At 70.6% G+C, this 25,591-nt stretch carries 24 protein-coding genes; 16 read left to right on the top strand and 8 right to left on the bottom strand.

What is annotated here, in order from left to right; all coding sequences use genetic code 11:
• The first annotated feature begins 44 nt into the window (after nucleotides 1-44).
• Genes pdhA through VA596_RS00410 form a run of 5 tightly spaced genes read left to right on the top strand, consistent with a single transcriptional unit; the run spans nucleotide 45 to nucleotide 4,904 of the window.
• A complete protein-coding gene (gene pdhA, locus VA596_RS00430; RefSeq protein ID WP_323322395.1) occupies nucleotides 45-1,115 on the top strand; it encodes a pyruvate dehydrogenase (acetyl-transferring) E1 component subunit alpha in 1,071 nt (356 codons plus the stop codon).
• Nucleotides 1,115-2,110, top strand: coding sequence for an alpha-ketoacid dehydrogenase subunit beta (locus VA596_RS00425; protein WP_323322393.1), 996 nt, complete (start codon nucleotides 1,115-1,117; stop codon nucleotides 2,108-2,110). Before pdhA ends, VA596_RS00425 begins: the two co-directional genes overlap by 1 nt.
• Nucleotides 2,103-3,284: a dihydrolipoamide acetyltransferase family protein gene (locus VA596_RS00420; protein ID WP_323322391.1), complete on the top strand. Its 1,182-nt coding sequence runs from the start codon at nucleotides 2,103-2,105 to the stop codon at nucleotides 3,282-3,284. Before VA596_RS00425 ends, VA596_RS00420 begins: the two co-directional genes overlap by 8 nt.
• A 55-nt stretch (nucleotides 3,285-3,339) precedes the next feature.
• Nucleotides 3,340-3,909: a hypothetical protein gene (locus VA596_RS00415; protein ID WP_323322389.1), complete on the top strand. Its 570-nt coding sequence runs from the start codon at nucleotides 3,340-3,342 to the stop codon at nucleotides 3,907-3,909.
• A complete protein-coding gene (locus VA596_RS00410; RefSeq protein ID WP_323322387.1) occupies nucleotides 3,906-4,904 on the top strand; it encodes a hypothetical protein in 999 nt (332 codons plus the stop codon). Before VA596_RS00415 ends, VA596_RS00410 begins: the two co-directional genes overlap by 4 nt.
• Here the strand turns inward: VA596_RS00410 and VA596_RS00405 are convergent.
• Nucleotides 4,901-5,116: a hypothetical protein gene (locus VA596_RS00405; RefSeq protein WP_323322385.1), complete on the bottom strand. Its 216-nt coding sequence runs from the start codon at nucleotides 5,114-5,116 to the stop codon at nucleotides 4,901-4,903. The genes VA596_RS00410 and VA596_RS00405 overlap by 4 nt on opposite strands.
• A gap of 98 nt (nucleotides 5,117-5,214) precedes the next feature.
• Between VA596_RS00405 and VA596_RS00400 the strand changes: the two genes are divergently transcribed.
• Nucleotides 5,215-6,177 carry a response regulator gene (locus tag VA596_RS00400; protein ID WP_323322383.1) on the top strand — a complete coding sequence of 321 codons (963 nt, stop codon included), beginning with the start codon at nucleotides 5,215-5,217 and terminating at the stop codon, nucleotides 6,175-6,177.
• Here the strand turns inward: VA596_RS00400 and VA596_RS00395 are convergent.
• The 5 genes from VA596_RS00395 to VA596_RS00375 form a co-directional block, all read right to left on the bottom strand.
• Nucleotides 6,131-7,276, bottom strand: a complete 1,146-nt coding sequence (locus tag VA596_RS00395; protein WP_323322381.1) for an NAD(P)/FAD-dependent oxidoreductase — start codon at nucleotides 7,274-7,276, stop codon at nucleotides 6,131-6,133. The genes VA596_RS00400 and VA596_RS00395 overlap by 47 nt on opposite strands.
• Nucleotides 7,273-7,593, bottom strand: a complete 321-nt coding sequence (locus VA596_RS00390) for a bifunctional 3-phenylpropionate/cinnamic acid dioxygenase ferredoxin subunit (protein WP_323322379.1) — start codon at nucleotides 7,591-7,593, stop codon at nucleotides 7,273-7,275. The genes VA596_RS00395 and VA596_RS00390 overlap by 4 nt, the downstream gene beginning before the upstream one ends.
• A gap of 184 nt (nucleotides 7,594-7,777) precedes the next feature.
• Nucleotides 7,778-9,436: a choline dehydrogenase gene (betA, locus tag VA596_RS00385; protein ID WP_323322377.1), complete on the bottom strand. Its 1,659-nt coding sequence runs from the start codon at nucleotides 9,434-9,436 to the stop codon at nucleotides 7,778-7,780.
• A gap of 101 nt (nucleotides 9,437-9,537) precedes the next feature.
• On the bottom strand, nucleotides 9,538-11,106 hold the full coding sequence (locus VA596_RS00380) for an amino acid permease (RefSeq protein ID WP_323322375.1): 1,569 nt from the start codon (nucleotides 11,104-11,106) through the stop codon (nucleotides 9,538-9,540).
• 32 nt (nucleotides 11,107-11,138) lie between these two features.
• On the bottom strand, nucleotides 11,139-12,605 hold the full coding sequence (locus VA596_RS00375) for an aldehyde dehydrogenase family protein (protein ID WP_323322373.1): 1,467 nt from the start codon (nucleotides 12,603-12,605) through the stop codon (nucleotides 11,139-11,141).
• A 98-nt stretch (nucleotides 12,606-12,703) separates the two neighbouring features.
• Here VA596_RS00375 and VA596_RS00370 point away from each other — a divergent pair, with 98 nt between their 5' ends.
• Nucleotides 12,704-13,282 carry a TetR/AcrR family transcriptional regulator gene (locus VA596_RS00370; RefSeq protein WP_323322371.1) on the top strand — a complete coding sequence of 193 codons (579 nt, stop codon included), beginning with the start codon at nucleotides 12,704-12,706 and terminating at the stop codon, nucleotides 13,280-13,282.
• A 165-nt stretch (nucleotides 13,283-13,447) separates the two neighbouring features.
• Nucleotides 13,448-14,569, top strand: a complete 1,122-nt coding sequence (locus VA596_RS00365; protein WP_323322369.1) for an aromatic ring-hydroxylating oxygenase subunit alpha — start codon at nucleotides 13,448-13,450, stop codon at nucleotides 14,567-14,569.
• Here VA596_RS00365 and VA596_RS00360 read toward each other — a convergent pair.
• The gene (locus tag VA596_RS00360) at nucleotides 14,566-15,213 is read right to left on the bottom strand and encodes a GntR family transcriptional regulator (RefSeq protein WP_323322367.1); all 648 of its coding nucleotides are present in this window, start codon (nucleotides 15,211-15,213) and stop codon (nucleotides 14,566-14,568) included. The two genes, VA596_RS00365 and VA596_RS00360, sit on opposite strands and share 4 nt — an antisense overlap.
• 55 nt (nucleotides 15,214-15,268) lie before the next feature.
• Here VA596_RS00360 and VA596_RS00355 point away from each other — a divergent pair, with 55 nt between their 5' ends.
• The 7 genes from VA596_RS00355 to VA596_RS00325 are packed head-to-tail and all read left to right on the top strand — an operon-like array spanning nucleotide 15,269 to nucleotide 23,595.
• Entirely contained in the window at nucleotides 15,269-16,498 is a 1,230-nt protein-coding gene (locus tag VA596_RS00355) for a sarcosine oxidase subunit beta family protein (RefSeq protein ID WP_323322365.1), read from the top strand.
• Nucleotides 16,499-16,506: 8 nt separating this feature from the next.
• Complete coding sequence (locus VA596_RS00350) at nucleotides 16,507-16,785, top strand: sarcosine oxidase subunit delta (protein ID WP_285475991.1); 279 nt, start codon at nucleotides 16,507-16,509, stop codon at nucleotides 16,783-16,785.
• A complete protein-coding gene (locus VA596_RS00345) occupies nucleotides 16,782-19,319 on the top strand; it encodes a 2Fe-2S iron-sulfur cluster-binding protein (RefSeq protein ID WP_323322363.1) in 2,538 nt (845 codons plus the stop codon). Before VA596_RS00350 ends, VA596_RS00345 begins: the two co-directional genes overlap by 4 nt.
• Nucleotides 19,309-19,776 carry a sarcosine oxidase subunit gamma gene (locus VA596_RS00340; protein ID WP_323322361.1) on the top strand — a complete coding sequence of 156 codons (468 nt, stop codon included), beginning with the start codon at nucleotides 19,309-19,311 and terminating at the stop codon, nucleotides 19,774-19,776. The genes VA596_RS00345 and VA596_RS00340 overlap by 11 nt, the downstream gene beginning before the upstream one ends.
• Nucleotides 19,773-20,615 (top strand): formyltetrahydrofolate deformylase, encoded by an 843-nt coding sequence (purU, locus tag VA596_RS00335; protein WP_323322359.1) that lies wholly within the window; start codon nucleotides 19,773-19,775, stop codon nucleotides 20,613-20,615. The genes VA596_RS00340 and purU overlap by 4 nt, the downstream gene beginning before the upstream one ends.
• Nucleotides 20,616-20,625: 10 nt before the next feature.
• Entirely contained in the window at nucleotides 20,626-23,061 is a 2,436-nt protein-coding gene (locus tag VA596_RS00330; RefSeq protein WP_323322357.1) for a GcvT family protein, read from the top strand.
• Nucleotides 23,062-23,064: 3 nt separating this feature from the next.
• The gene (locus tag VA596_RS00325) at nucleotides 23,065-23,595 is read left to right on the top strand and encodes a cyclodeaminase/cyclohydrolase family protein (protein WP_323322355.1); all 531 of its coding nucleotides are present in this window, start codon (nucleotides 23,065-23,067) and stop codon (nucleotides 23,593-23,595) included.
• Here VA596_RS00325 and VA596_RS00320 read toward each other — a convergent pair.
• Nucleotides 23,585-23,980, bottom strand: coding sequence for a hypothetical protein (locus VA596_RS00320; protein ID WP_323322353.1), 396 nt, complete (start codon nucleotides 23,978-23,980; stop codon nucleotides 23,585-23,587). The genes VA596_RS00325 and VA596_RS00320 overlap by 11 nt on opposite strands.
• A gap of 149 nt (nucleotides 23,981-24,129) precedes the next feature.
• Between VA596_RS00320 and VA596_RS00315 the strand changes: the two genes are divergently transcribed.
• Nucleotides 24,130-25,587: a S1C family serine protease gene (locus tag VA596_RS00315; RefSeq protein WP_323322351.1), complete on the top strand. Its 1,458-nt coding sequence runs from the start codon at nucleotides 24,130-24,132 to the stop codon at nucleotides 25,585-25,587.
• Nucleotides 25,588-25,591 lie beyond the last annotated feature (4 nt).

The following is a 25,591-nucleotide window of genomic DNA, read 5'->3' as shown; positions in this document are numbered from 1 at the left end:
ACGACCATCTGAGCATCATATGTCTGCGAGAGGTGGTGTGCGTCATGGCGACGGAAACCCTGCTGCCGTCCGCGTCGCCGGTGCGGTTCGTCGCCGAGGACGGCACGCGCGTCGACCAGCAAGGCGGCTACAGCGAGCCGTCCCAAGAGCGGCTCAAGGAGGCCTACCGGCTGATGGTCCTGGGCCGCCGGTTCGACGTCCAGGCGACCGCGCTCACCAAGCAGGGCCGCCTCGCCGTCTACCCCTCCAGCGCCGGCCAGGAGGCCTGCCAGATCGCCGCCGCGCTGACGCTCGAAACCCAGGACTGGCTCTTCCCGACCTACCGCGACTCCGTCGCCCTCATCGCCCGCGGCCTGAAGCCCGGCGAAGTCCTGACGCTGCTTCGCGGCGACGCGCACTGCGGCTACAACCCCGCCGAGACGCGCGTAGCGCCTCAGTGCACTCCGCTCGCTACGCAGACCCTGCACGCCGCCGGCCTCGCGCACGCGATGCAGCGACGCGGTGAGGACGGCGTCGCGCTCGCCCTCATCGGCGACGGCGCCACCAGCGAAGGCGACTTCCACGAGGCCCTCAACTTCGCCGCCGTCTTCAAGGCGCCCGTGGTGTTCTTCGTGCAGAACAACCGCTACGCGATCTCCGTGCCGTTCGAGAAGCAGAGCGCCGCGGCCGCCCTGGCGTACAAGGGGATCGGCTACGGCATGCGCTCGGAGCAGGTCGACGGCAACGACGCCGTCGCGGTGCTGAGCGTCCTCGACGACGCCGTGAAGCACGCGCGGGACAAGAACGGCCCGGTCCTCGTCGAGGCCCACACCTACCGCATCGACGCCCACACCAACGCCGACGACGCCACCCGCTACCGCGAAGCCGGCGAAGTCGCGAAGTGGCGCGAAGCCGACCCGCTGAAGCGACTGGAGACCTACCTCGGAGACGCGCTCACCGAGAAGGAGATCAAGCAGTTCCACGACGACGCCGAGGACTTCGCCCAGACCGTCCGCGACACCATGAACGCCGAGCCGGAGCTGGACCCGCTGTCGCTGTTCGACCACGTCTACGCCGAGCCGACCCGCCATCTCGCAGCGCAGCGGGCCGCCCTCAAAGCCGAGTTGGAGGCCTGATGACGACCACGATGGCGCAGGCGCTCAACGCCGCCCTGCGGGACGCGCTCAAGGACGACGACAACGTGGTCGTGTTCGGCGAGGACGTCGGCGCGCTCGGCGGCGTCTTCCGGGTCACCGACGGCATCACCGCCGACTTCGGCGAGGACCGCTGCTTCGACACCCCGCTGGCCGAGGCCGGCATCGTCGGGTTCGCCGTCGGGATGGCGATGGGCGGCTTCCGCCCGGTCGTCGAGATGCAGTTCGACGCCTTCGCGTACCCGGCGTTCGAGCAGATCACCTCGCACGTCGCGAAGCTGCGCAACCGCACCCGCGGCGCGCTTTCGCTGCCCATGGTCATCCGGATCCCCTACGCCGGCGGCATCGGCGGGGTCGAGCACCACTGCGACTCCAGCGAGGCCTACTACACGCACACGCCGGGCCTGCGCGTCGTCACGCCGGGCACCGCGCAGGACGCCTACGACCTGCTCCGCGACGCCATCGACTCGCCGGACCCGGTGGTCTTCCTCGAGCCGAAGTGCCGCTACTGGTCGAGCGAAGAGGTCAGCTTCACGCGCAGCGGTCCCGGCATGGACCAGGCCGTGGTCCGCCGGAGCGGCAAGGAAGTCACGCTCATCGCGTACGGCCCGATGGTCGCCACCGCGATGGAGACCGCCGAAGCCGCGAAGGACGAGGGCTGGGACGTCGAGGTCGTCGACCTGCGGTCGCTGAGCCCGTTCGACGACGAGACCGTGACGGCTTCGGTGCGCCGCACCGGCCGCGCGGTGGTCGTGCACGAGGCCGCCGGCTTCGGCGGCTACGGCGCCGAGGTCGTTGCTCGCGTCACGGAGCAGTGCTTCCACCAGCTGCACGCGCCGGTGCTGCGCGTGACCGGCCTGGACATCCCGTTCCCCGCGCCGAAGCTGGAGCGCCACCAGCTGCCGGACGTCGACCGGATCCTCGACACGATCGCGCGCCTGCAGTGGGCCGACACCCCGGTGGTGGCCGGTGCCTGACTTCCTGCTGCCGGACCTCGGCGAGGGCCTGACCGAGGCGGCGATCCTCAACTGGCACGTGAAGGTGGGCGACACCGTCGGCATCGACCAGATCGTCGTCGAGGTCGAGACGGCGAAGGCCGCGGTCGAGGTGCCCGTGCCGTTCGCCGGCGTGGTGTCCGCGCTGCACGGCGAGCCCGGCCAGCTGCTGCCGGTGGGCGCGCCGCTGCTGAGCGTCGGCGGGTTCGCCGAGCCGGGCGTGACGACGTCGTCGGGCAGCGGCAACGTCCTCATCGGCTACGGCACCGCACCGACGACCCGGCGCAAGCGCGTCCGGCGAGTCGAGGCGCCTGTGGTGAAGGCCGCGGCGCCCGGCGTGATCTCGCCGTTCGTCCGGAAGATGGCCGCGGACAACGGGATCGATCTCGCGAAAGTCACCGCCACCGGCCCGGACGGGATCATCCGGCGCGCCGACGTCGAAGCACTGCTGCCCAAGCCGAAGCAGGAGGACGGCGAACGCCGGATCCCGCTCACCGGCATCCGCAAGGTCGTCGCCGACAAGCTCACGGCGTCGCGGCGCGAGATCCCCGAGGCCACGGTCTGGGTGGACGTCGACGCGACCGAGCTGGTCGCCGCCCGGGTGGCCTTGAACGCCAAGACGGACCGTCCGGTGAGCCTGCTCGGCCTGATCGCGCGGTTCGCCGTCGCGGGCCTGCGCAAGTACCCCGAGCTGAACTCGCGCGTCGAGGGCGACGAGATCGTGGTGCTGGACCGGATCCACCTCGGCTTCGCCGCGCAGACCGGCCGCGGGCTGATGGTGCCGGTGGTGCGCGACGCCGGGAGCCTGTCCACCCGGGACCTGTCGGCGGCGATCGGCGACCGCGCCCGCACCGCGCGCGACGGCAAGCTCGCCCCGGCGGACCTGACCGGCGGCACGTTCACCGTCAACAACTACGGCGTCTTCGGCGTCGACGGCTCGGCCGCGATCATCAACCACCCCGAGGCCGCGATCCTCGGCATCGGCCGGATCATCGACCGGCCGTGGGTGGTCGGTGGCGAGCTGGCCGTGCGGAAGGTCTGCGAGCTGACGCTGGCGTTCGACCACCGCGTCTGCGACGGCGGCACGGCGGGCGGGTTCCTGCGGTTCGTCGCGGACTGCGTCGAGTCACCGGTGACCGCCCTCGGTGACCTGTAACGACTCACCGGCCGCCTTGGCCGGATGTGACGGGAATGGCACTTAAAGTGTCCGCGTGACGACTCCAGCCCAGCACGACCGCGACCAGGCGGCGGCGCGCGTGGACCGGCTCAAGCAGGACCTGGCGGGCCGGCTCGGCACGGCGCCGGAGCCCGGTGCCGAGGACCCCGAGCCGATGGACCGGCTCGTGGCGGCGGCCACCCGGCTGCTGGACGCCGAGACGGACCTCGACGAGGCCGTGCACCGGCTGGTGTCGGCGGAGCTGGGCGCCCGTCACGCGGCGACGCAGCGCGCGGTCGTGTTCTTCGCCGCCGGGCCGGTGCTCGCCGGGCTCGTCTCGGGCGCGCTCGTGCTGTTCGGCGTGCTGTCGCCCGGGTGGCTGCCGCTGCTGGTCCCGATGTTCGCGGCCGGGATGTGGGTCGGCTTCGCGCCCGTGCGGAAGGTGCCGGCGGTACTGCGCGAGCGGACGCGCGCGGCGTGGGCGGGCACAGTGGCCGCGGTGTTCCTGGTGGTGGCGCTGCTGCCCTGGCCGTCGGCCACGGCGACGGTGGTGTGCACGGTGCTGGCCGTACTCGGCACCGCGGCGGCGATCGCCTGGCTGGTGCGCGAAAGCCGGATCCCGTGACGCGCGGCTACGCCACCTACGGCGACGACCCCGACTTCGAGGCGGAGTACGCGGACTACGCCGAGCCGGCCGACGACACCCGCCGCGACCTCGACGAGCTGTTCGCGGCCGTCGACGTGCTGCGCACCGCCGTCCAGGACGCCGACAACCGCGACGCCGGCCTGCGCCAGGAGGTCACGGCGCTGGCCGACCGGCTCGGCCCCGGCGCGTCGCAGGAGCACCGCGTCGACCAGCTCAGCCGTCAGCTCGAACGGCTGCAGCAGCAGGTCCAGGCGCTGGAGCGCGCGGTGCGCGTGTCGGACGGGGTGCCGCAGGCCGACCTCGACGACGTCGGCGCGGAGACGCGGGCCCTGGCGGCGCAGGCCGCGCGCTGGGACGACCTGCACAAGGAGCTGGTGACGAAGGAGCAGCGCGCCCGGCACGAGCAGGAGATCGCGCGGCTGGATTCGGTGCGCGCGGCGCAGGCCCGGTGCGACGCGGACCTGCTGGAGGTCATCCGCCGCCTCGCGACGACGGACCACGGTTCCCGCGCCCGCGGCGACGCGGAGTCGTCGCTGCGGGCGTTGAGCACCCGGCGCCGCACCCTGCTGGACGACGAGATCCCGGCGGCCTCCGACGCCGCGGACCAGGCCCGGCTGGCGTTGCGCGAGGCGGACGCGGTGGACGCCCGGGTGCTGCCCCAGCTGGAGCGCGCGGAACGAGCGTGGCACGACCTGCAGGTCCGCCTGCGCACCCGGATCACGGACGCGATCGGCTCGAACGCCCTGCTGCCGATGTGGTTCAGCCACGCCCTCGGCGTCGCCCCACCAAGCGGAACATCAGGCGACGCCTGGATCCGCACGGCGGCTTCGGTGCTGGCTTACCGGGTGACGTTCGGCATCAAGGACCAGGCGCTGCCTCTGGGGCCGCCGGCGACCGATGGGGCGGACACGACGGAACGCCGCTGGACCTGGCGAGCCCGGCTGGAGTCCGATTTGGACGATCTGTCGCTCTAAGGCGGCGCCGGATTCCGGCGGGATCGCGGCGCGTGGTGCGTGATGTAGTCGGACAGGACGGCGTCGCTGGCCCGAGGTCTCCCGCGGCGCAGCAACATCCGGAGACCGATCAGGAACGCCACCCGGTCCGCGATCCGCGCTGCGCCGTAGATCAGCACAGGCAGCCCGGAACCACCGGCGATGGCGGCGGCGAGGGCGGGGTCCAGGCTCATCATCGGCTCCCAGGTGTCCGACTGGCGAGACCTTGTCATCTTGACGGATCGGCCGTAATAATTACCATACCTTCTGACGAAATCGGACGGAGATGGCGATGGCGGTGATCCGCAGGCCGGACGTACCGGAAGGTGCACGTCGGAACCTCGTCGACGCGCTTCACGAGATCTACCTCCAGGCGGGCGCGCCCGGCGTGCGCGCAATCGCCCAGCGAGGCGGGATCAGCCGGGACACGGCGCACCGCGTGCTGGCCGGCACCGCCGTGCCGACCTGGCCCGCGCTGGAAGCCGTGGTGACCGCGCTGAAGGCGGACGTCGCCCGGTTCCGCGCGCTCTGGGTCGCCGCCCGGCAACCGGACGTCGCTTCGGTCGCCGAGCCCGAATCCGCCGGCCGGAGTGAGCTTCCGTTGCGGCTGCTGGTCGTCGAGGACCACCCGCTCTACCGGACAGCTCTCACGCGCGTGCTGGTCGAGGCCGGGCACGACGTGGTCGGCACTACCGAGAACGGCGAGGAGGCCGTCTCGCTCGCTCTGGCTACTCGCCCCGACGTGATCCTGATGGACCACTACCTGCCCGGGCTCCTGGGGATCGACGCGGCGGCACGGATCAGGTCGGTGGACCCGACGATCCGTGTGCTGGTCATCAGCGCCGCGGCGAGCGCCGAACTGACGTTGCACGCCCTCCGGGTCGGGGTGCAGGCGGTGCTCAGCAAGGACGTTGACGCCGAAGAGATGCTCCGCGTCCTCCGCATCGTGGCGGCTGGGGAGATTCACGTGCCGGCGAAGTTCGGTCCGGCGCCTGACGTTGAACCGTCCGAAGCTGGGGAACCGTCACTGAACCCACGCGAATGGCGGGTGCTGCAGCTGGTGGCGGAGGGGCGCACAGACGTGGAGATCGCCGAGCAGCTGGCGGTTTCCGTGCGGACTGTGCGGTCTTACCTCGACCGCGTCCGTGACAAGACCGGGCTGCGCCGCCGTCCCGAGCTGATTCGCTTCGCGGTCGACAGCGCCCTGGTCAGACGGCGGCCGGGCGGCGCAACGCCTGGCGCCGCAGCCGGTTGAACAGCTTCGCGTTGTTCAACGCGAACACCCCCACCGTCGCGCCATCACGCTGGTACGTCGCCACGAACGAAGGGTCCGCAGGGCCGCCCTCCACGAAGGTGACGGTGTCGTCCGGGCGGGGGTGCCCGGCCAGCTGCAGCGTTCCCGTGTACTGGTCCGACCAGACGTACCCGCTCGGGACGTACGTGCGTTCTGTCCGCCCCGCCAGGAGGTTGCCCACCGCTACCGGTGCCTGCTCCGACGCGTTCGTCCAGTGCTCGTGGCGGCGGCCCTCACCGGAAACGTGGTAGCGCGCGACGTCGCCGATGGCCACCACCTGGGGGAGGTCCGTGACCAGGCCCGCGTTCGTGTGGACGCCGTTGCCGACCGTCAGGCCGGAGCCCGCCAGCCAGTCCGTCGCCGGGGTCATGCCCACGCCCACCACGACCACGTCGGCCGGGACCAGGGAGCCGTCGGCCAGGTGGACGCCGGACTCGGACAGGCTCGAGACGGCGACTCCGCAGCGCAGGTCCGTGCCGTGGTCGGCGTGCAGCCGGGCGCACACCGCGGCCAGCTCCGGGCCCAGCACCGGGGCCAGCGGCGCGCTCAACGCCTCCAGGACGACCACGTCGAGGCCCAGCGAACGGCACGTCGAGGCCACCTCGGCGCCGATGAACCCGGCTCCGACGATCGCCACGCGGACCCCCGGGACCAACGCGGCTCGCAACGCCACCGCGTCGTCGATCGTCCGCAGCGTGTGGGCGCGCTCGAAGCCCGGCAGGGTGCGCGCGCGGCCGCCCGTCGCGATGACGACGCCGTCCGCGTGCACCGAGCTGCCGTCCGACAGCAAAACCCGGCGAGAAGCAGGATCCAGGGACGTCGCCCGGACGCCGAGGCGGAAGTCCAGGGCCAGCGACGCGAGGTCGCCGGCGTCGAGCAGCTCCAGCGCGGCGCGGGACGTCGTCCCGGCCAGGAAACCCTTGGACAGCGGCGGCCGGTCGTAGGGCAGGTGCGCCTCTTCGCCGATCAGCACCACGCCTCCGTCGTAGCCCTGCGCGCGCAGCTCCTGTGCCGCGCGGACCCCGGCCAGTGAGGCGCCGACGACCGCGACGCGCTTCACGCGGCGTCCTCGCGGGCCACGCCCTCGACGTAGATGACGCCGTCGTCGACCAGCACGGTGTACGTCCGCACCGGCTCCTTCGCGGGCAGGCAGCTCGGCACGCCCGTGCGCAGGTCGAACAGCGCCGCGTGCAGCGGGCACTCGACGAAGCAGCCCTCGAGCCAGCCGTCGGCCAGCGAGGCGTCCTGGTGGGTGCACGTGTCGTCGATGGCGTACAGCTCGCCGTCCTCGGTGTGGAACACCGCGATGGCGGGAGTCCCGGGGATCCGGACGGACTCACCCGGGGGCAGCTCGTCGACGGTGCATGCGCGAATCATGACGCCTCCGCTAACTGTTGCGCATTGAGGAACATCGACTGTGATCCGCAACAAAGTCTGAGTGCCATGTCAGGCGTCGTCAAGGGGGTACGCCCCGGTAGTTTTCGTTACCCGCTAACGGATAATCCGGGCACCGCGAAGCGCCCGTACCGGGGATGGTGGTACGGGCGCTGCGACGTCCGGGCTAGTTCTCGCCGTGGCGGTAGAACGCCTGCTTGAGCGGCGCGAGCGGGGTGTTGCCGAGGATCAGGTCCGCGGCCTTCTCCGCGGTCATCATCACGGGCGCGTAGATGTTGCCGTTGGGGATGTAGGGCATGACCGACGCGTCGACCACGCGCAGGCCCTCGGTGCCGTGCACCCGCATCGTCTGCGGGTCGATCACGGAACCCTCGTCCACGCCCATCTTGGCCGTGCACGACGGGTGCAGCGCCGTCTCGGCGTCCTTGGCGACCCAGTCCAGGATCTCCTCGTCGGACTCGACGGACGGCCCCGGCGAGATCTCCCCGCCGTTGTACCGGTCCATCGCGGACTGGTTGAGGATCTTCCGCGCCACCCGCACCGCCTCGACCCACTCGCGCCGGTCGTTTTCGGTGGACAGGTAGTTGAACTTGATCGCCGGGTGCTGCCGCGGGTCGGTCGAGGTGAGCTTCACCGAACCGCGGGTGTCGGCGTACATCGGGCCGACGTGCACCTGGTAGCCGTGCCCTTCCGTGGGCGCCGAACCGTCGTAGCGGATCGCCACCGGCAGGAAGTGGAACATCAGGTTGGGGTACTTCACCTCGTCGTTCGACCGGACGAACCCGCCGCCCTCGAAGTGGTTGGTCGCGGCCGGGCCGGACCGCAGGAACAACCACTGCGCGCCGATGGCGGGCCGCTTCCACTTCGCCAGCGACGGCTGCATCGACACGGGTTCCTTGCAGGCGTACTGGATGTACACCTCCAGGTGGTCCTGCAGGTTCTCGCCGACACCCGGCAGGTCCTTCACGACGTCGATGCCGAGCTTCTCCAGGTCGGCCGCGTTGCCGACGCCGGACAGCTGCAGCAGCTGCGGGCTGTTGATCGCCCCGCCGCAGAGGATGATCTCCTTGCCGTAGACCTCACCCGGCACGCCCCGGCCCTCGGCGTACTCGACGCCGATCGCGCGGGTGCCGTCGAAGAGGATCTGCGACACGAAGGCGTGCGTCTTCACCGTGAGGTTGGGCCGGTGCTCGACCGGGTGCAGGTAGGCGCCGGCCGCGGACAACCGGCGTCCTTTTCGGACGTTGCGGTCGAACGCCGCGAAGCCCTCCTGCCGGTAGCCGTTGACGTCGTCGGTGCGTGGGTAGCCCGCTTCCTCGGCGGCGTCGAAGAAGGCCTGGAACAAGGGGTTCGACGCCGGGCCGCGCTCCAGCTCCAGCGGGCCGTCGTGGCCACGCCATTGCCCGTCCGGAGCGTCGGCCAAGCAGTTTTCCATGCGCTGGAAGTACGGCAGGCAGTGCGCGTAGTCCCATGTGGACATTCCCGGGTCGCCGGCCCAGCGTTCGTAGTCCATCGGGTTGCCGCGCTGGAAGATCATCCCGTTGATGCTCGACGAGCCGCCGAGCACCTTGCCGCGGGCGTGGTAGATCCGGCGCCGGTTCATGTGCGGCTCGGGCTCGCTGCGGTAGCCCCAGTCGTAGAACTTCGACCCGATCGGGAAGGTCAGCGCGGCCGGCATGTGGATGAAGACGTCCCACTTGTAGTCCGACCGGCCGGCCTCCAGCACCAGCACCTTGTTGTTGGGGTCGGCGGAAAGCCGGTTCGCCAGCGCGCAGCCCGCCGAGCCACCGCCGACGATGACGAAGTCGTAGGTATCGGAACTCATGGGGCCTCCTGGAGAACCTTATTCAGCCGTCGGCCGGCGCGAGAGTCACCGCCGGTAGGTATGTCACGATCCATAGCGCCGTCCTAACCAGAATAAGGTTCTCAGCCGGGCAGGGTGTCCGGGGCGTCGTCGGGCATGTGCTCGGGGCTCGTGTGCGACGAACCCCAGGTACCGCGCCGGATGTAGAGCATGATCGCACCGACGAGGACGATCAGCGCGGTGACGATCACCGCGCCCCACTGGAAGTACCAGTGGTCGTCGCCGTAGACCTCGGCGCGCGGCCAGATCAGGTTGACCGTCATCCCGGCGCCGTAGAGCACCGCGACCGCGTTCACCAGCGTGCCCCAGCGGCCGAGCTTGAAGTACGGGCCGTGGTCCGGGCGCGGCCAGCCACCGCGCAGGCGGCGGAGCAGCATCGGCGCGGTGACCATCAGGTAGGGGATGTAGAACAGGATGATCGCCGTCGAGGTCAGGATGAAGAACGCCCGCTGGTTGCCCAGGTTGATCAGCAGCACCACGATCGTGAGGCCGCCGGTGAGCAGCGCGGGCACGACCGGCGTCTTCGAGCGCGGCGACACCTTGGACATCGCCTTGCTGAACGGCAGCCGGCCGTCGCGGGACATCGCCCACGTCATCCGGATCGCCGCGGTCTGCACGGCCAGGCAGCACACGGTGATCGCGATCGCCGAGCAGATCAGGAAGGCGTCACCCAGGCCCTCGCCGAGGGTGCTCTTCAGCAGGTACGGCATGCCGGACGTGCTCAGCTCCTGCGCGTTGAGGTCGCCGACGGCCATCATGCCGACCAGCATCATCAGCCCGCCGACGATGAACGCGGCCGTGATCGCCCGCAGGATCGCGCGCGGGGCGTGCCGGCGCGGCTGCGTCGTCTCCTCGGCCAGCGAGCCCGCGGTGTCGAAGCCGTAGAAGACGTACGCGCTCATGAGCGACGCCACCAGGAAGGCCCCGAGGTACCCGAACGTGTGACCGTCACCCGTGCCGTGGGTGTCGAAGACGATGCCCGGGCCGCGCTTGATGTGGATGGCCAGCGCGATCACGAGCAGCACGCTCGCGCCGAGCTCCACCGCGACGCCGAAGTTGTTGATCTTCGCCATCAGCTTGACGCCGATGATGTTCACGATCGTGGCGAACACGACCAGGATGAGCGCCAGGATGATGGCGTTCTGCGCGCCGCCCGGGGTCGAGGTCAGGCCGGCGTCGGCGTCACTGCCGACGATCTGGAACGCGGTCGACACCTGCGGCAGGATGATCTGGTAGGCCACCGCGACGGCCGCGGCCGTGACGATCGCGCCGATGATCATGATCCAGCCGGCCAGCCACGACGTCCGGGGCTTCGCGATCTGCTTCGCCCACTGGTACACCGAACCGGCGAGCGGGAACTGCCCGGCGAGCTCGGCGAAGCACAGTGCGACGCAGAGCTGGCCGACGAAGACCAGCGGCCAGGTCCAGATGAACGCCGGCCCGCCCGAGCCGAAGCCGAAGAAGAAGAGCTGGAACACGCCGGTCAGGATCGAGATGTAGCTGAACCCGGCGGCGAAGCTGGAGAAGGAGCCCAGAGACCGTTCGAGCTCCTGGCGGTAGCCGAACTTCTCGAGGTCGGAGCTGTCGTCCGGGGCAGGCCCCCCGCCCGCCGGCTTTTCCTGAGTGGTCATGGCAACGTCCTCACGTGGTGGGGGAGGGGAATTCAGCCTTTGAACCAGTGCTGCGGAACGGGATCGATGTTCTGGTAGACGTGCTTGCTCTCCTGGTACTCCGCCAGCCCGGACGGTCCGAGCTCGCGGCCGATGCCGGACCGGCCGAACCCGCCCCACTCCGCCTGCGGCAGGTAGGGGTGGTAGTCGTTGATCCACACGGTGCCGTGGCGCAGGGCCCCGGCGACCCGCTGGGCGCGGGACGCGTCCGACGTCCACACGGCTCCGGCGAGCCCGTACTCGGTGTCGTTGGCCAGCGCGATCGCGTCGGCCTCTTCTCGGAAGCGTTCGACGGTGACGACCGGGCCGAAGACCTCTTCCCGGACCACCGCCATGTCCCTGGTGCAGTCGCTGAACACGGTCGGGCGCAGGAAGAAACCGCTTTCGTACTGCGCGCCTTCGGGCCGCTTGCCGCCCGCCCGCAGCGTCGCGCCCTCTCGGAGAGCGCTTTCGACGTACCCCTCGACCTTGGCGCGGTGCTGCGCCGAGACGAGCGGGCCCGTCTCGGTCCCGGGATCGAAGCCGTCGCCGACCCGGATCCGGTCGGCGCGCGCGGCGAGGTCCGCGACGAACCGGTCATGGATGCCATCCTGGACGATCAAGCGCGCGCCCGCCGAGCAGACCTGTCCCGAATGGACGAACGCGGCCATCAGCGCGTAGTCGAGGGCCGTGTCGTAGTCGGCGTCGTCGAAGACCACGTTCGGGTTCTTGCCGCCGAGTTCGAGGGCGACCCGGCGGACGCCCTTCGCGGCGGCCGTCATGATCTTCTCGCCGGTCGCGTAGCCGCCGGTGAACGAGACCAGGTCCACGGCCGGGTGCTCGACCATGGCCGCGCCGACGGTCCCGGTGCCGAGCAGGAGGTTGACCACGCCCGGCGGCGTCCCGGCCTCTTCGAGCAGGGCGACCAGCTTGATCGTGGTGAGCGGCGTGACTTCGCTCGGCTTCAGCACGACGGTGTTGCCCGCGGCCAGCGCCGGGGCGACCTTCCAGGACATCTGGAGCAGCGGGTAGTTCCACGGCGCGATCAGGGCGCAGACGCCGACCGGCTCGTGCACGATCCGGCTCACGACGGACGCGCTGCCCGCGTCGACCATCCGCCCGGCGTCCTTGCCGGCGAGGTCGGCGTAGTAGCGGAAGACGTTCGTGACGTCGTCGATGTCGATCCGGCCCTCGCCCAGCGTCTTGCCGGTGTCGAGGCTCTCGGTGCGGGCCAGCTCCTCGCGGTCGCGGACCAGCAGGTCGGCGACGCGGCGCAGCAGGTCGCCGCGCTCGGTGGCGGTCGTCGCGCGCCACGGGCCGTCGTCGAAGGCCCGGCGCGCCGCGTCGACGGCGGCGCCGACCTCCTCGCGGCCGGCTTCGGCGACCTTCTCGATCACCTCGCCGGTGGCGGGGTTCAGCACGTCGGAGGCGGTGCCCCCGGACGCGTCCGTCCAGTTCCCGTCGATGAACAGGTCTTTCATGCGGCCCCTTCCGGATCGGTAGTGGCTGCTCGGCGCGTTGAGTGCGTACATTTGTACGCGAGACGTGTACAGATGTCCACAAGGGGGTTGCGGCAGCGATGACGAAGAGTGAATCCGCGGGGACCCGGCGTCGTGGCCCCAACGATCCCGACCGGCGCGCGCGGATCGCCAAGGCGGCGATCGAGGTGGTCGCGCAGCGGGGCATCGACGGGCTCACGCACCGCGCGGTCGCCGCGCAGGCCGACGTCCCGCTGGGCTCGACGACCTACCACTTCGCGACGCTGGACGACCTGCTGGAGGTGGCGCTGCACGAGGCCGCGGAGAAGAACGTCCACGCGCTGAAGGAGTGGGAGGCCGCGCTCCCGCCGGACGCCGACTTCGCCGCCGCGCTGGCCGACCTGGTCATGGGCTACATCAACGAGCAGTACCGGGACACGGTCGTCGAGTACGACCTGTACGTCGCGGCCCTGCACCGGCCGCGGCTGCGCAAGGCGAGCGCGGCCTGGGACGACGCCCTCACCGAGCTCTACGGCATCCGCACCGACCCGCTCACCGGCCGTCTCCTGGCCGGCCTGTTCTGCGGCTTGCTCATGCAGGCGGCCCTGGCCGACCCCCGCCCGACCCGGGAGGAGATCGAAGCCCTCTTCCGCCGCGCCATCCACGGCCCCGCGGTGTGAAACGTGCGGGAAGTCTTTGGCGGGTAACGGGATCTCCTACCCGGTGGTAGGTGAAAAACCCGTCTTGACATCGCCGGTTGGCGGCAGTCACTCTGTTCCGGAGTGAGCAACAAGACGCGTTCTGCGCAACTACTCCCGAACTGATCCGCGGAGAGGACCACGCCGGTGACCGCAACCGATCTCCCGCCGAGCCTGCTCGCCACGCTGCCCGGCACCTACTACACCGATCCGGCGATCTTCGCGCTGGAGCAGGCGAAGATCTTCGAGGCGGACTGGTTCTGCGCCGTGCGCAGCGCGGACCTCGCCGGCCCCGGTGCGTTCGAGACGGTCCAGATCGGCAAGGAGAGCGTGCTGGTCTCGCGGGGGCGGGACGGCAAGCTGAACGCGTTCCTCAACGTCTGCCGCCACCGCGGCGCGCGGCTGTGCACCGACGAGTCCGGCACCGTGAAGCGCGCGTTCCAGTGCCCGTACCACGCCTGGACGTACGGGCTCGACGGCAAGCTGATCGCCGCGCCCAACCTCACCGGCATGCCGGACGTCGACCGCACGACGTTCGGCCTGACGAAAGTCCACCTGCGCGAGTGGCTTGGCTACGCCTGGGTCTGCCTGGCCGACGAGCCGCCGCCGTTCGACGGGAGCGTCGTCGCCGCGGTCACCGAACGGCTCGGCGGCGCGGAGGCGATCGAGGCGTACGGCGTCGACGGCCTGGCGCTGGGCAAGCGCATCGAGTACGACGTGAAGGCGAACTGGAAACAGATCATCGAGAACTTCATGGAGTGCTACCACTGCGCGACGATCCACCCCGAGCTCACCGAGGTGCTGCCGGAGTTCGCCGACGGGTACGCCGCGCAGTACTACGTCGGCCACGGTGCGGCGTTCGGCGGTGACGTCCAGGGCTTCACCATCGACGGCAGCGAGGGGGTCGACCGGCTGCCCGGTGTCACCGAGGACCAGGACCGCAAGTACTACGCGATCACCATCCGGCCGCAGGTCTTCGTCAACCTCGTGCCCGACCACGTGATCCTCCACCGGATGTTCCCGCTCGCCCCGGACCGGACGCTGGTGCGCTGCGACTGGCTCTACCTGCCCGGCGTCGTCGAGTCCGGGCGTGACCTGACGCGCTCGGTCGAGCTGTTCCACCGCGTCAACCTCCAGGACTTCGAGGCGTGCGAACGCTGCCAGCTCGCGATGGACTCGCGCGCCTACGCGGGCGGCGGGGTGCTCGTGCCCAGCGAGCACCACATCGGCGAGTTCCACGACTGGGTCCGCGCGCGGCTGGGGTTCTAGATCAAGGCTCGGATGGCCGCCTCGAAGCCGGCGACGTGCTCGAGCGTGAGCGCGGCGGCCTTCTCGGCGTCACCCTCGATGATCGCGGTGAGGAGCGGGACGTGCTCGTCGACGTGGCCGGCCATCCCGGGCAGCCGGGGCACGAACACGCACCAGATCCGCGTCGCGAGGTTGTCGTACCGGATGAGCGTGTCCTCGAGGAACGGGTTGTGCACGCACCGGTAGATCGCCCGGTGCAGGGCGAGGTCGGTGCGCAGCAGCTCGGCGTTGTCGCCGGCCGGGACGCCGACGTCGAGCCGGCCGCGCAGCTCGGTGAGCGTGACCCGGTCGGCCGCGGTCGCGCGCTCGGCCGCGGCGGCCGTGGCCATCGGCTCCAGCGTGCGCCGGACCTCGGAGATGTGCGCGAGGTCGGAGATGTTGACGTCGGTGGCGAACGTGCCCCGCCGCGGGTAGGCGACGACCAGCCGCTCGGATTCGAGGCGTTTGAGTGCCTCGCGGATCGGCGTGCGGCCCATGCCGAGGGTGGTGCCGAGCCACTCCTCGTTGATGGGGTCGCCCGGTCGGATGTCGAGCATGACCAGGCGATCGCGGACGAAGAGGTACGCCTGTTCGGCCAGCGACGGGGGATTGACCTGTGGGTTCACGCCGCTTAGCCTACATCGACAATTGATATATCAGAAGTCGACCAGGAGGACTCGGATGCCTCGCACCCCCGGCGCGGACCTGCCGGACCACCCGGACTTCCTCTGGGAGGACCCGGAACCTCGCAAGAACTACGACGTCGTCGTCGTGGGTGGCGGCGGGCACGGCCTCGCCACCGCGTACTACCTGGCGAAGGTGCACGGCATCACCAACGTCGCCGTGCTGGAGAAGGGCTGGCTCGCGGGCGGCAACATGGCCCGCAACACCACGATCATCCGCTCCAACTACCTCTGGGACGAAAGCTCCGGCATCTACGAGCACTCGCTGAAGCTGTGGGAGGGCCTCGAAGAGGACCTCGGGTACCCGATCCTGTTCAGCCAGCGCGGGGTGCTGAACCTCTCGCACAGCCTGCAGGACGTCCGCGACAGCGTCCGCCGCGTCGAGGCCAACAAGCTCAACGGCATCGACGCCGAATGGGTGGACACCGACGGTGTCAAGGAGCTGTGCCCGATCGTCAACACCGCGCCGGACGTCCGCTACCCGGTGCTCGGCGCGACCTACCAGCCGCGCGCGGGCATCGCCAAGCACGACTACGTGGCCTGGGGCTTCGCCCGCGCCGCGCACGCGATGGGCGTCGACCTCATCCAGAACTGCGAGGTCACCGGCATCTCGACGGTGAACGGCCGAGTCACCGCGGTCGAGACGAGCCGGGGCACGATCGCCGCGGGCAAGGTCGCGTTGTGCGCCGCCGGGCACTCCTCGGTGCTGGCCCGCATGGTGGGCCTGGACCTGCCGCTCGTGTCGCATCCGTTGCAGGCCTTGGTGTCCGAGCTGCTGGAGCCGATCCACCCCACGGTGGTGATGTCGAACGCCGTGCACGTCTACGTTTCCCAGGCGCACAAGGGTGAACTCGTGATGGGCGCCGGCATCGACAGCTACAACGGTTACGGCCAGCGCGGTTCGTTCCACATCATCGAGCAGCAGATGGCCGCCGCGCTGGAGCTGTTCCCGGTGTTCGCGCGGGCGCACCTGCTGCGGACGTGGGCGGGCATCGTCGACGTCAGCCCGGACGCGTCGCCGATCATCGGGCTCACCCCGGTGGAGAACCTGTTCCTCAACTGCGGCTGGGGCACCGGCGGTTTCAAGGCCACGCCCGGGGTCGGTGACGTCTTCGCGGCCACCATCGCGCGGGGCAAACCGCACGAGTACGCCGAACCGTTCACCTTGGACCGGTTCACCACCGGTGCCCTCGTCGACGAGCACGGCGCCGCCGCCGTCGCGCATTAGGAGCAATCATGCAGTTGATTCCTTGCCCGTGGTGCGGGCCGCGTGAAGAGGCCGAGTTCCACTACGGCGGCCAGGCCCACGTCGCCTACCCGGAGGATCCGGCCGCACTGTCCGATGAGGACTGGGCCAAGTTCGTCTTCTTCCGCGCCAACCCGAGCGGGCCGCTCGCCGAGCGCTGGAGCCACTCCGCGGGCTGCCGCCGGTGGTTCAACGCCGTGCGCGACACCCGCACCCACGACCTCCTGGCGGTCTACCGCCTCGACGAGCCGAAGCCGGTGATCCCATGACCCGGCTGTCCGGCGTCCCGCTCAAGTTCACCTTCGACGGCCGCGAGCTGACCGGGTTCCTCGGCGACACCCTGGCTTCCGCGTTGCTGGCCAACGGCATCCACCAGGTCGCGACCAGCATCAAGTACGGACGGCCGCGCGGCATCGTCGCGGCCGGCGTCGAGGACTCGAACGCCCTGGTCCAGATCGAAGCGCCGTTCCCGGAGCCGATGCTGAGCGCGACCACCGTCGAGCTGTACGACGGCCTGGTCGCCCGCGGCCTGCCCGGTCAGGGCCGCCTGGCCGCCGAGCCCGACCCGGCGCGGTACGACGCCAAGCACGTCCACTGTGACGTCCTGGTCGTCGGCGCCGGACCCGCCGGGCGCGCCGCCGCGGCCGCAGCCGAGGGCCGGGTACTGCTGGTCGACGACCAGCCCGACGGCGAAGCTCCGGAGGGCGTCCGGTTCCTCTCGCGGACCACGGCGTTCGGCATCTACGACGACGGGTTCGTGCTGGCTCTGGAACGCCGTGGCGAGCCCGCCGCGCCCGAGCGGATCTCGCGGCAGCGGGTCTGGCGGATCCGGGCCCGGAAGATCGTGCTGGCCACCGGCGCCCACGAGCGGCCGATCGTGTTCCCGGACAACGACCGCCCGGGCATCATGCTCGCCGGTGCCGCGCGGACCTACCTGAACCGCTACGGAGTCCTGGCCGGGCAGCGGGTGGTCGTGTTCACCACCAACGACAGCGCGTACGACGCCGCCTCCGACCTGGCGGCGGCCGGGGCCGAGATCGTGCGGATCGTCGACGCCCGCGAGGGCTACGGCGTCATCGGCACCGACGGCGACACGCACATCACGGCCGTGCACGTTGCTCCGCTGGGGTCGATGAAGGGGGAGCGGGTGCCGTGCGACCTGCTGCTCGTGTCCGGTGGCTGGAACCCGGCGGTGCACCTGTTCAGCCAGGCCCGCGGCAAGCTGCGGTACGACGCTCGCCTCGGCGCCTACGTTCCGGACGGTGACCTGCCGACGGTGAGCGTGGTCGGTGCGGCCGCGGGTGAAGGGCTGCCGGAGGCGAAGATCCTCTGGCAGGTCCCGGCTCCGGAGTCCGAAGTGGACACCCGGTTCGTCGACCAGCAGCGCGACGCCACGGTTTCCGATGTCCTGCGCGCCACCGGTGCGGGGCTGCGCTCGCTGGAGCACATCAAGCGCTACACGACGATCGGGACCGCACACGACCAGGGCAAGACGTCCGGGCTGCTCGCCGCGGGGATCACCGCCGAGGCGCTCGGTGTCGACCTGTCGACCCAGCGGCCGACGACGTTCCGGCCGCCGTACACGCCGGTGTCGTTCGCCGCGCTGGCCGGGCGCAACCGCGGTGAGCTGCACGATCCCGTGCGGGTCACCACGATCCACCGATGGCACGTCGAGCACGGCGCCGAGTTCGAGAACGTCGGCCAGTGGAAACGGCCGTGGTACTACCCGCGACCGGGCGAGTCGATGCACGACGCGGTCACGCGCGAATGCCGCGCCGCGCGCACCGACGTCGCCGTCATGGACGGGTCCACGTTGGGCAAGATCGACGTCCAGGGCCGGGACGCCGGCGCGTTCCTCGACATGCTCTACACGAACATGATGAGCAACCTGAAGGTCGGCCGGATCCGTTACGGCGTGATGTGCGGCGTCGACGGCATGGTCCTCGACGACGGCACGGTCATCCGCGTCGCCGAGGACCGCTTCCTCGTCATCACGACCACCGGCAACGCGGCGATGGTCCTCGAGTGGATGGAGGAGTGGCTGCAGACGGAATGGCCGCACCTCAACGTCTTCGCGACGTCGGTCACCGAACACTGGGCCACGATCCCGCTGGTCGGCCCGCGGTCGCGGGAGGTGCTGGGCGCGCTCGCCCCGGATCTCGACGTGAGCAACGACGCCTTCGGGTTCATGACCTGGCAGGACGCGGGGGTCGCCGGGATCGCGGCCCGCGTCTGCCGGATCAGCTTCTCCGGCGAGCTGGCCTACGAGATCAACGTGCCTTCGTGGTACGGCCTCGCGCTGTGGGAGTCCATAGTGGACGCCGGGGCGACGCCGTACGGCACCGAGACCATGCACGTCCTGCGCGCCGAGAAGGGCTACCCGATCATCGGCCAGGACACCGACGGCACCGTGACACCCCAGGATCTCGGGATGTCCTGGGCGGTGTCCAAGAAGAAGGCCGACTTCCTCGGCAAGCGGTCGTTCGCCCGCACCGAGAACAACCGGCCGGACCGCAAGCAGCTCGTCGGTCTGCTGCCCGTGGATCCGTCGGTGCTGCTGCCTGAGGGATCGCAGATCATCGAGTCCGACGTCGTGCCCGAGCCCCCGGTGCGGATGCTCGGCCACGTCACCTCCAGCTACCACAGCGCCGCGCTGGAACGGACCTTCGCGCTCGCCTTGGTGCGTTCCGGACGTGAGCGCGTCGGCGAAACGCTGTACGTCCCCGTCGGCGACCAAGTGGTGCCGGTGACCGTGACCGAATCCGTGCTCTTCGACAAGGAAGGAGCCCGCCGTGACGGCTGAAGCGGTCGAAGAACCGTTCCGCACCCAGCTCACCGTGCGCCTCCGTGACGGGCACACCCTGCTCGGCGTCCCCCTGCCCGAGCCGTGCACGTTCACCAGCGGCCACGGCGTCGACCTCCTGTGGATGGGGCCCGACGAGTACCTCGTGCTCGCCGAACCCGGCCGCCAAGCCGAGCTGGAAGCGTCGCTTTCACGTGAAAGTGACGCGGTGGTCGACGTTTCGGCGCAGCGCGTCACCGTGCAGCTCACCGGGTCGCACGCGCGGGACGTCCTCGCCCACGGCTGCTCGATCGACCTGGAGATGTCACCGCCCGGTACGTGCGTGCAGACCTTGTTCGCGCGCACGGGGATCGTGCTCATGGTCCGGGAAGACGGCTTCACGATCCTCGTGCGGCAGTCGTTCTCCGGGTACTTCAAAGCCTGGCTGGCCGACGCGAGTCTGGAGTACGTCTCATGACCTTCACCTTGACGCTCAAGTGCCCCGAACGCTCGGGCATCGTGCACGCCGTCACGACGTTCCTCGTCGGGCAGGGCTGCGACATCGTCGAGCACCAGCAGTTCGACGACGACGTCCGCGGCTCGCTGTTCCTGCGCACGTCGTTCACCGCGCCCGAACCGACCACTGTGGACGATCTGCGCCGCGACTTCGCAGTCGTGGCCGGGGACTTCGCGATGGAGTACGGGTTCGCCGACGGGACGGCGCCGCGGCTGCTCGTCATGGTGTCGAAGTTCGGGCACTGCCTCAACGACCTGCTGTTCCGCTGGCGTGCGGGCAGCCTCGGTGCGGACATCGCCGTGGTCGTCTCGAACCACGAGGACCTGCGGCCGATGGCCGAGGCGGCCGGCGTCCCGTTCGAGCACGTACCCGTGACGCCGGAGACCAAGCCGGAGGCCGAGCAGCGGCTGCTCGACCTGGTCGGCGAGTACCAGGCCGATCTCGTGGTGCTCGCGCGGTACATGCAGGTGCTGTCCAACGACCTGTGCCTCAAGCTCGAAGGCCGCGCGATCAACATCCACCACTCGTTCCTGCCCGGGTTCAAGGGCGCCAAGCCCTACCACCAGGCCTACGACCGCGGCGTCAAGTACGTCGGCGCGACCGCGCACTACGTCACGCCCGACCTCGACGAGGGCCCGATCATCGAGCAGGAGGTCGCGCGCGTCGACCACACCTACTCGCCGCGCGAGCTGGTGACCGTCGGGCGTGACGCCGAGGCGCTCGCCCTGTCCCGCGCGGTGCGCTGGCACTGCGAGCGCCGCGTCCTGCTCAACGGCAACAGCACCGTCGTCTTCCGTTAGGAGTTCCGCCATGACCGCACCGAAAGTCGTGATCATCGGCGCCGGCATCGTCGGCGCGAACCTGGCCGACGAGCTGACCACTCGCGGCTGGGCCGACATCACCGTGCTCGACCAAGGTCCGCTGCCGCGCACCGGCGGGTCGACGTCGCACGCGCCGGGCCTGGTGTTCCAGACCAACCCGTCCAAGACGATGACGGAGTTCGCGAAGTACACCGTCGAGAAGTTCCTGGAGCTGGGCTGCTTCAACCAGGTCGGCGGCATGGAGGTCGCGACCACCCCGGCGCGCTGGGAGGACCTCAAGCGCAAGCACGGCTGGGCGACGTCGTGGGGTGTGCCCGGCTCGCTCATCGACGCGGAGGAGTGCGTCCGCCGCTGGCCGCTGCTGGACGGCTCGCAGGTCTTCGGCGCCCTGTACGTGCCGACCGACGGGCTGGCGCTGGCCGCGAAAGCCGTCGAAGTCCTCGCCGAGCGGGCCACCGCGCGGGGTGCCCGGTTCATCGGCTCGACGCGCGTGACCGACGTCCTGCAGGAAGGCGGGCGGGTCACCGGCGTCCGGACCGACCAGGGTGACTTCCCGGCCGACGTCGTCGTGTCGTGCGCCGGGTTCTGGGGCCGTGAGATCGGCGCGATGGTCGGGATGGACGTCCCGCTGCTGCCGCTGGCGCACCAGTACGTCAAGACGGGGCGGATCGACGAGCTGGTGGGTCGCAACACCGACGAGGTCGAAGCGAGCATGCCGATCCTGCGGCACCAGGACCAGGACCTGTACTTCCGCGAGCACGTCGACCGCATCGGCATCGGCTCCTACGCCCACCGGCCGATGCCGGTCGAGGAGTCCACTTTGGACCCTTCGGTGACCGAGAGCGCCATGCCGTCGATGCTGCCCTTCACCGAGGACGACTTCGCGCCGTCGTGGGAACAGAGCCAGCTGCTGCTGCCCGCACTCCGTCAGGCCAAGGTCGAGGAGGGCTTCAACGGCATCTTCTCGTTCACCCCGGACGGTCAGTCGCTGGTCGGCGAATCGGCCGACGTCCGCGGGTTCTGGCTCGCCGAAGCCGTCTGGGTGACGCATTCCGCGGGCATCGCCAAGGCCGTCGCGGAGCTGCTCGTCGACGGCCGGTCGGAGACCGACCTGCACGAGGTCGACGTCCACCGCTTCGAGGACGTCCAGCTCGCACCGTCCTATGTGCACGAGACGGCGCAGCAGAACTTCGTCGAGGTCTACGACATCCTGCACCCGTTGCAGCCCAAGCTTTCCCCGCGCGACCTGCGCGTGACGCCGTTCCACGTGCGGCAGCGCGAGCTGGGCGCGGTGTTCCTGGAGGCCGGCGGCTGGGAGCGGCCGCACTGGTTCGAGGCCAACGCGCCGCTGCTGAAGAAGCTGCCGCACGACTGGCTGCCGCCCGCGCGCGACGGCTGGTCGTCGCAGTTCCACTCGCCGATCGCGGCGGCCGAAGCCTGGCACACGCGGAACAAGGTTGCGCTCTACGACATGACCCCGTTGAAGCGGGTGGAAATCTCCGGCCCGGGGGCGCTGGAGTTCCTGCAGTCGCTGACGACCAACCAGCTCGACAAGTCCGTCGGGTCGGTCACCTACACGCTGATGCTGGACTCGGCGGGTGGTGTCCGGAGCGACGTCACGGTGGCCCGGCTCGGCCCGGATCTCTTCCAGGTCGGCATCAACGGCGGCATCGACGTCGACCACTTCCTCAAGCACAAGCCGGACGGCGTCCAGGTCCGGGACACCACCGGCGGCACGTGCTGCATCGGCCTCTGGGGGCCGTTGGCTCGCGATCTCGTGCAGCCGTTGAGCCAGGACGACTTCTCGCACGCCGGGCTGAAGTACTTCCGGGCGCGCCGGGCGCGGATTGCCGGGGTGCCGGTCGTCGCGATGCGACTGTCCTATGTGGGCGAACTCGGCTGGGAGATCTACACCAGCGCGGACAACGGCCTGCGGTTGTGGGACGCGCTGTGGGCGGCTGGGCAGTCGCTCGGTGTGATCGCCGGTGGGCGCGCGGCGTTCAACAGCCTGCGGCTGGAGAAGGGCTACCGGTTGTGGGGCACCGACATGACCACCGAGCACGACCCGTACGAGGCCGGTGTCGGCTTCGCGGTGCGCCCGGCCAAGGGGGACTTCCTCGGGCGCGACGCGATCGAGGGCCGGAGCGAGGAGACGGCGTCACGCCGGTTGCGGTGCCTCACGATCGACGACGGCCGGACCGTGGTGCTGGGCAAGGAACCGGTGTTCGTGGACGATGCCCCGGCCGGGTACGTCACGAGCGCGGCGTACGGCTACACGATCGGGAAGCCGATCGCCTACGCCTGGCTCCCGGCGTCGGTGGACGTCGGCAGCGGCGTGGAGATCGAGTACTTCGGCCGCCGGGTGCCGGCGACGGTGACGGCGGAGCCCCTGTTCGACCCGGCCATGGAACGGATTCGGCGGTGAGTCATGCGTGACCAGATCATGAGCGACTTCCTGAAGGCCCTCGCCTCCCGAGACGCGTCACCCGGGGGCGGGGCGACGGCGGCCCTGCACGTCGCGCAGGCCGCGGCCCTGGTGGCCGGTTGTGCCGGGGACCGTGACGTCGTGGCCGAGGCGCGGGCGCTGAGCATGCACGCGCTGCGGCTGGCGGAGAAGGCCGCGCACGCGGTCGCGACCGTCGGCCGGGCCCGGCCGGACGACCAGCAGGCCCGGCGTAACGCGTGCGTGCCACCCGCGGACGTGATCGCCGCGTCGGCGGTGGTGCTGGACCTGGTGGAGCGGGTACCCCCGGACCCGCGGGTGGTGACGGACCTCGCGGCGGCGGCCGAAGCGGCGCGCGCGGCGGCGGTGACGGCCCGGGTCAGCATCGAGGTTCAGCTAGCGGGTCTGCCAGAAGACACAGCACTGCGTGAATCCGTCGCAACCGTGGGCGAGATCTGCGAGCGCGCGGACCGCGTCACCGAGGGGATCCGGTCGGGGGTGGCGCTCAGTCGGTGAAGTCGCCGTTCATCGACTGGGTTCCGGCGCCGTCCCCGCCGCCGCTGCTGCTGGTCTGGAGCCGCCCGTCCACCTTGGCCGTGGCGTTCACCGAGCCGTCCGAGTACTGCATGACGACCTGGTACTCGTGCTTGCCGGTGTGCGCCGGGAAGCTGAACGTGCGGCTCCAGGGCAGCTTCACGTTCTTCTCCTCCGTCGTCTTGCCGTCGACGGTGCAGGTCAGGGTGGTGACGACGGCCGTGCCCGAGACGTCGAACGCCAACTGGTGCGGTTTCTCCGCCACCGACGTCGAGCCCGAAGACGCCGGTGACGGCGTCCCGCCGGTCGTGCCGCTGCAGCCGGCGGCCAGGAAAGCGGCCGCGACCAGCACGGCGGTGCGCTTCATGCGGAAAGGGTAACGTCGCTCACACGGGACCGGTCCCGGCGTTCGGGTGGGTACATCCACAGCAACTCCATGGAACCGGACAAGGAAATTCTCAGGAACGCGGCGTTTGCTGGCAGGGCGAAGACTTGCCGAGGGCTGGGAGCAAGGGCATGAGCGAGTACGACCGGCGGCCGCAGGGCGGCGAGTACCCCTATGGCCAGGATCCGTACGGCCAGAACTCCTACGGCCAAGACTCCTATGGCCAGGAGTTCTACGGCCAGGGCCAGGGGGAGCACCCGCAGGGCTACTACCAGCCTGGCTACTACCAGCCCCAGGGCCAGCCGCGCGACCAGTGGGGCCGCCCGTACCCGCCGCAGTACACGCAGCCGAACGCCCAGCCGCCGTACGGCCGTGAGGGGCACCCTTACGACGCCTACCGCCCCGAAGGCGGCCCTCACGGCTTCTACGGCCAGGAGGGGCCCGGGTACGCCTACCCGCCGCCCGCCTACCAGCCGCCGCCGCGCAAGCGGAGCCCGCTGCGCGCGCTGACGGTGGCCGTCGTCGCGATCGCGCTGGCCGTCGTGGCCGGGCTCGGCATCGGGCACCTGATCTCGGCGAACAGCCCCAGTGCCTCCGGCAACCAGAACTTCGGCTTCTCCGGGCAGCCCAGCACGTCGGCCACGGTGCTCGACGCCGCCGCCGTGGCCGCGAAGGTCAACCCGGCCATCGTCAACGTCAACACCGAGCTGGGCCTGCAGGGCGCGGCCGCGGCGGGCACCGGCATCGTGCTGACCGCGGACGGCGAGGTGCTGACGAACAACCACGTCGTGGCCGGCGCGACCAGCATCAAGGTCACCAGCATCGGCACCGGCGACACCTACACCGCGCACGTCGTGGGCTACGACCGCAGTGAGGACGTCGCGGTCATCCAGCTCGAGGACGCCTCCGGGCTGCCGACCGCCGCCATCGGCGACTCGTCGAAGGTGAAGGTCGGCGACCAGATCCTCGGCCTGGGCAACGCGGGCGGCCGCGGCGGCGACCCGGTGCCCGCGCCGGGCACGGTCGCCGCGCTGGACCAGTCGATCACCGCGTCGGACGAGTCCAGCGGGTCGTCCGAGCAGCTCACCGGCCTGATCCAGGTCAAGGCGAACATCGAGTCGGGCGACTCCGGCGGGCCGCTGGTCAACGCGGACGCGCAGGTCATCGGCGTCGACACCGCCGCGTCGACGGGCTACCAGCTCAACGGCCGCCGCAGCGGCGCCGGCGGTCAGGGCTTCGCGATCCCGATCAACCAGGCCATCGACATCGCGCACCAGATCGTCGCGGGCACCGCGACGGACAAGATCCACATCGGCAAGACGGCGTTCATCGGCGTCTCGGTGGCGGACGGCCAGGGCGGTGGCGCCCAGGTCCGTGACGTCGTCGCGCGCGGGCCGGCGCAGAAGGCGGGCCTCGCGGCCGGGGACGTCATCACGGCCATCAACGGCCAGCCGATCGACTCGGCGACGACCCTGACGAACGTGATGGACACCCACCACCCGGGTGACCAGCTGACGCTGACGGTGTCGGGCGCGTCCGGGGCGTCACAACAGCTGCAGGTGACGGCGGCCGAAGGTCCGGTCGGCTAAGCGC

The sequence above is a fragment of the Amycolatopsis heterodermiae genome (assembly GCF_034929455.1).
GTDB lineage: Bacteria > Actinomycetota > Actinomycetes > Mycobacteriales > Pseudonocardiaceae > Amycolatopsis > Amycolatopsis heterodermiae.
Note: the sequence above shows the minus strand (reverse complement) of the source record. Positions and strands in the feature narration are given on the sequence as shown.

Coding starts and splice junctions, on each gene's coding strand:
- pdhA (WP_323322395.1), top strand. CDS start 45: ATGGCGACGGAAACCCTGCTGCCGTCCGCGTCGCCGGTGCGGTTCGTC.
- VA596_RS00425 (WP_323322393.1), top strand. CDS start 1,115: ATGACGACCACGATGGCGCAGGCGCTCAACGCCGCCCTGCGGGACGCG.
- VA596_RS00405 (WP_323322385.1), bottom strand. CDS start 5,116: ATGAGCCTGGACCCCGCCCTCGCCGCCGCCATCGCCGGTGGTTCCGGG.
- VA596_RS00400 (WP_323322383.1), top strand. CDS start 5,215: ATGGCGGTGATCCGCAGGCCGGACGTACCGGAAGGTGCACGTCGGAAC.
- VA596_RS00390 (WP_323322379.1), bottom strand. CDS start 7,593: ATGATTCGCGCATGCACCGTCGACGAGCTGCCCCCGGGTGAGTCCGTC.
- betA (WP_323322377.1), bottom strand. CDS start 9,436: ATGAGTTCCGATACCTACGACTTCGTCATCGTCGGCGGTGGCTCGGCG.
- VA596_RS00380 (WP_323322375.1), bottom strand. CDS start 11,106: ATGACCACTCAGGAAAAGCCGGCGGGCGGGGGGCCTGCCCCGGACGAC.
- VA596_RS00375 (WP_323322373.1), bottom strand. CDS start 12,605: ATGAAAGACCTGTTCATCGACGGGAACTGGACGGACGCGTCCGGGGGC.
- VA596_RS00370 (WP_323322371.1), top strand. CDS start 12,704: ATGACGAAGAGTGAATCCGCGGGGACCCGGCGTCGTGGCCCCAACGAT.
- VA596_RS00355 (WP_323322365.1), top strand. CDS start 15,269: ATGCCTCGCACCCCCGGCGCGGACCTGCCGGACCACCCGGACTTCCTC.
- VA596_RS00350 (WP_285475991.1), top strand. CDS start 16,507: ATGCAGTTGATTCCTTGCCCGTGGTGCGGGCCGCGTGAAGAGGCCGAG.
- VA596_RS00345 (WP_323322363.1), top strand. CDS start 16,782: ATGACCCGGCTGTCCGGCGTCCCGCTCAAGTTCACCTTCGACGGCCGC.
- purU (WP_323322359.1), top strand. CDS start 19,773: ATGACCTTCACCTTGACGCTCAAGTGCCCCGAACGCTCGGGCATCGTG.
- VA596_RS00330 (WP_323322357.1), top strand. CDS start 20,626: ATGACCGCACCGAAAGTCGTGATCATCGGCGCCGGCATCGTCGGCGCG.
- VA596_RS00325 (WP_323322355.1), top strand. CDS start 23,065: ATGCGTGACCAGATCATGAGCGACTTCCTGAAGGCCCTCGCCTCCCGA.
- VA596_RS00320 (WP_323322353.1), bottom strand. CDS start 23,980: ATGAAGCGCACCGCCGTGCTGGTCGCGGCCGCTTTCCTGGCCGCCGGC.
- VA596_RS00315 (WP_323322351.1), top strand. CDS start 24,130: ATGAGCGAGTACGACCGGCGGCCGCAGGGCGGCGAGTACCCCTATGGC.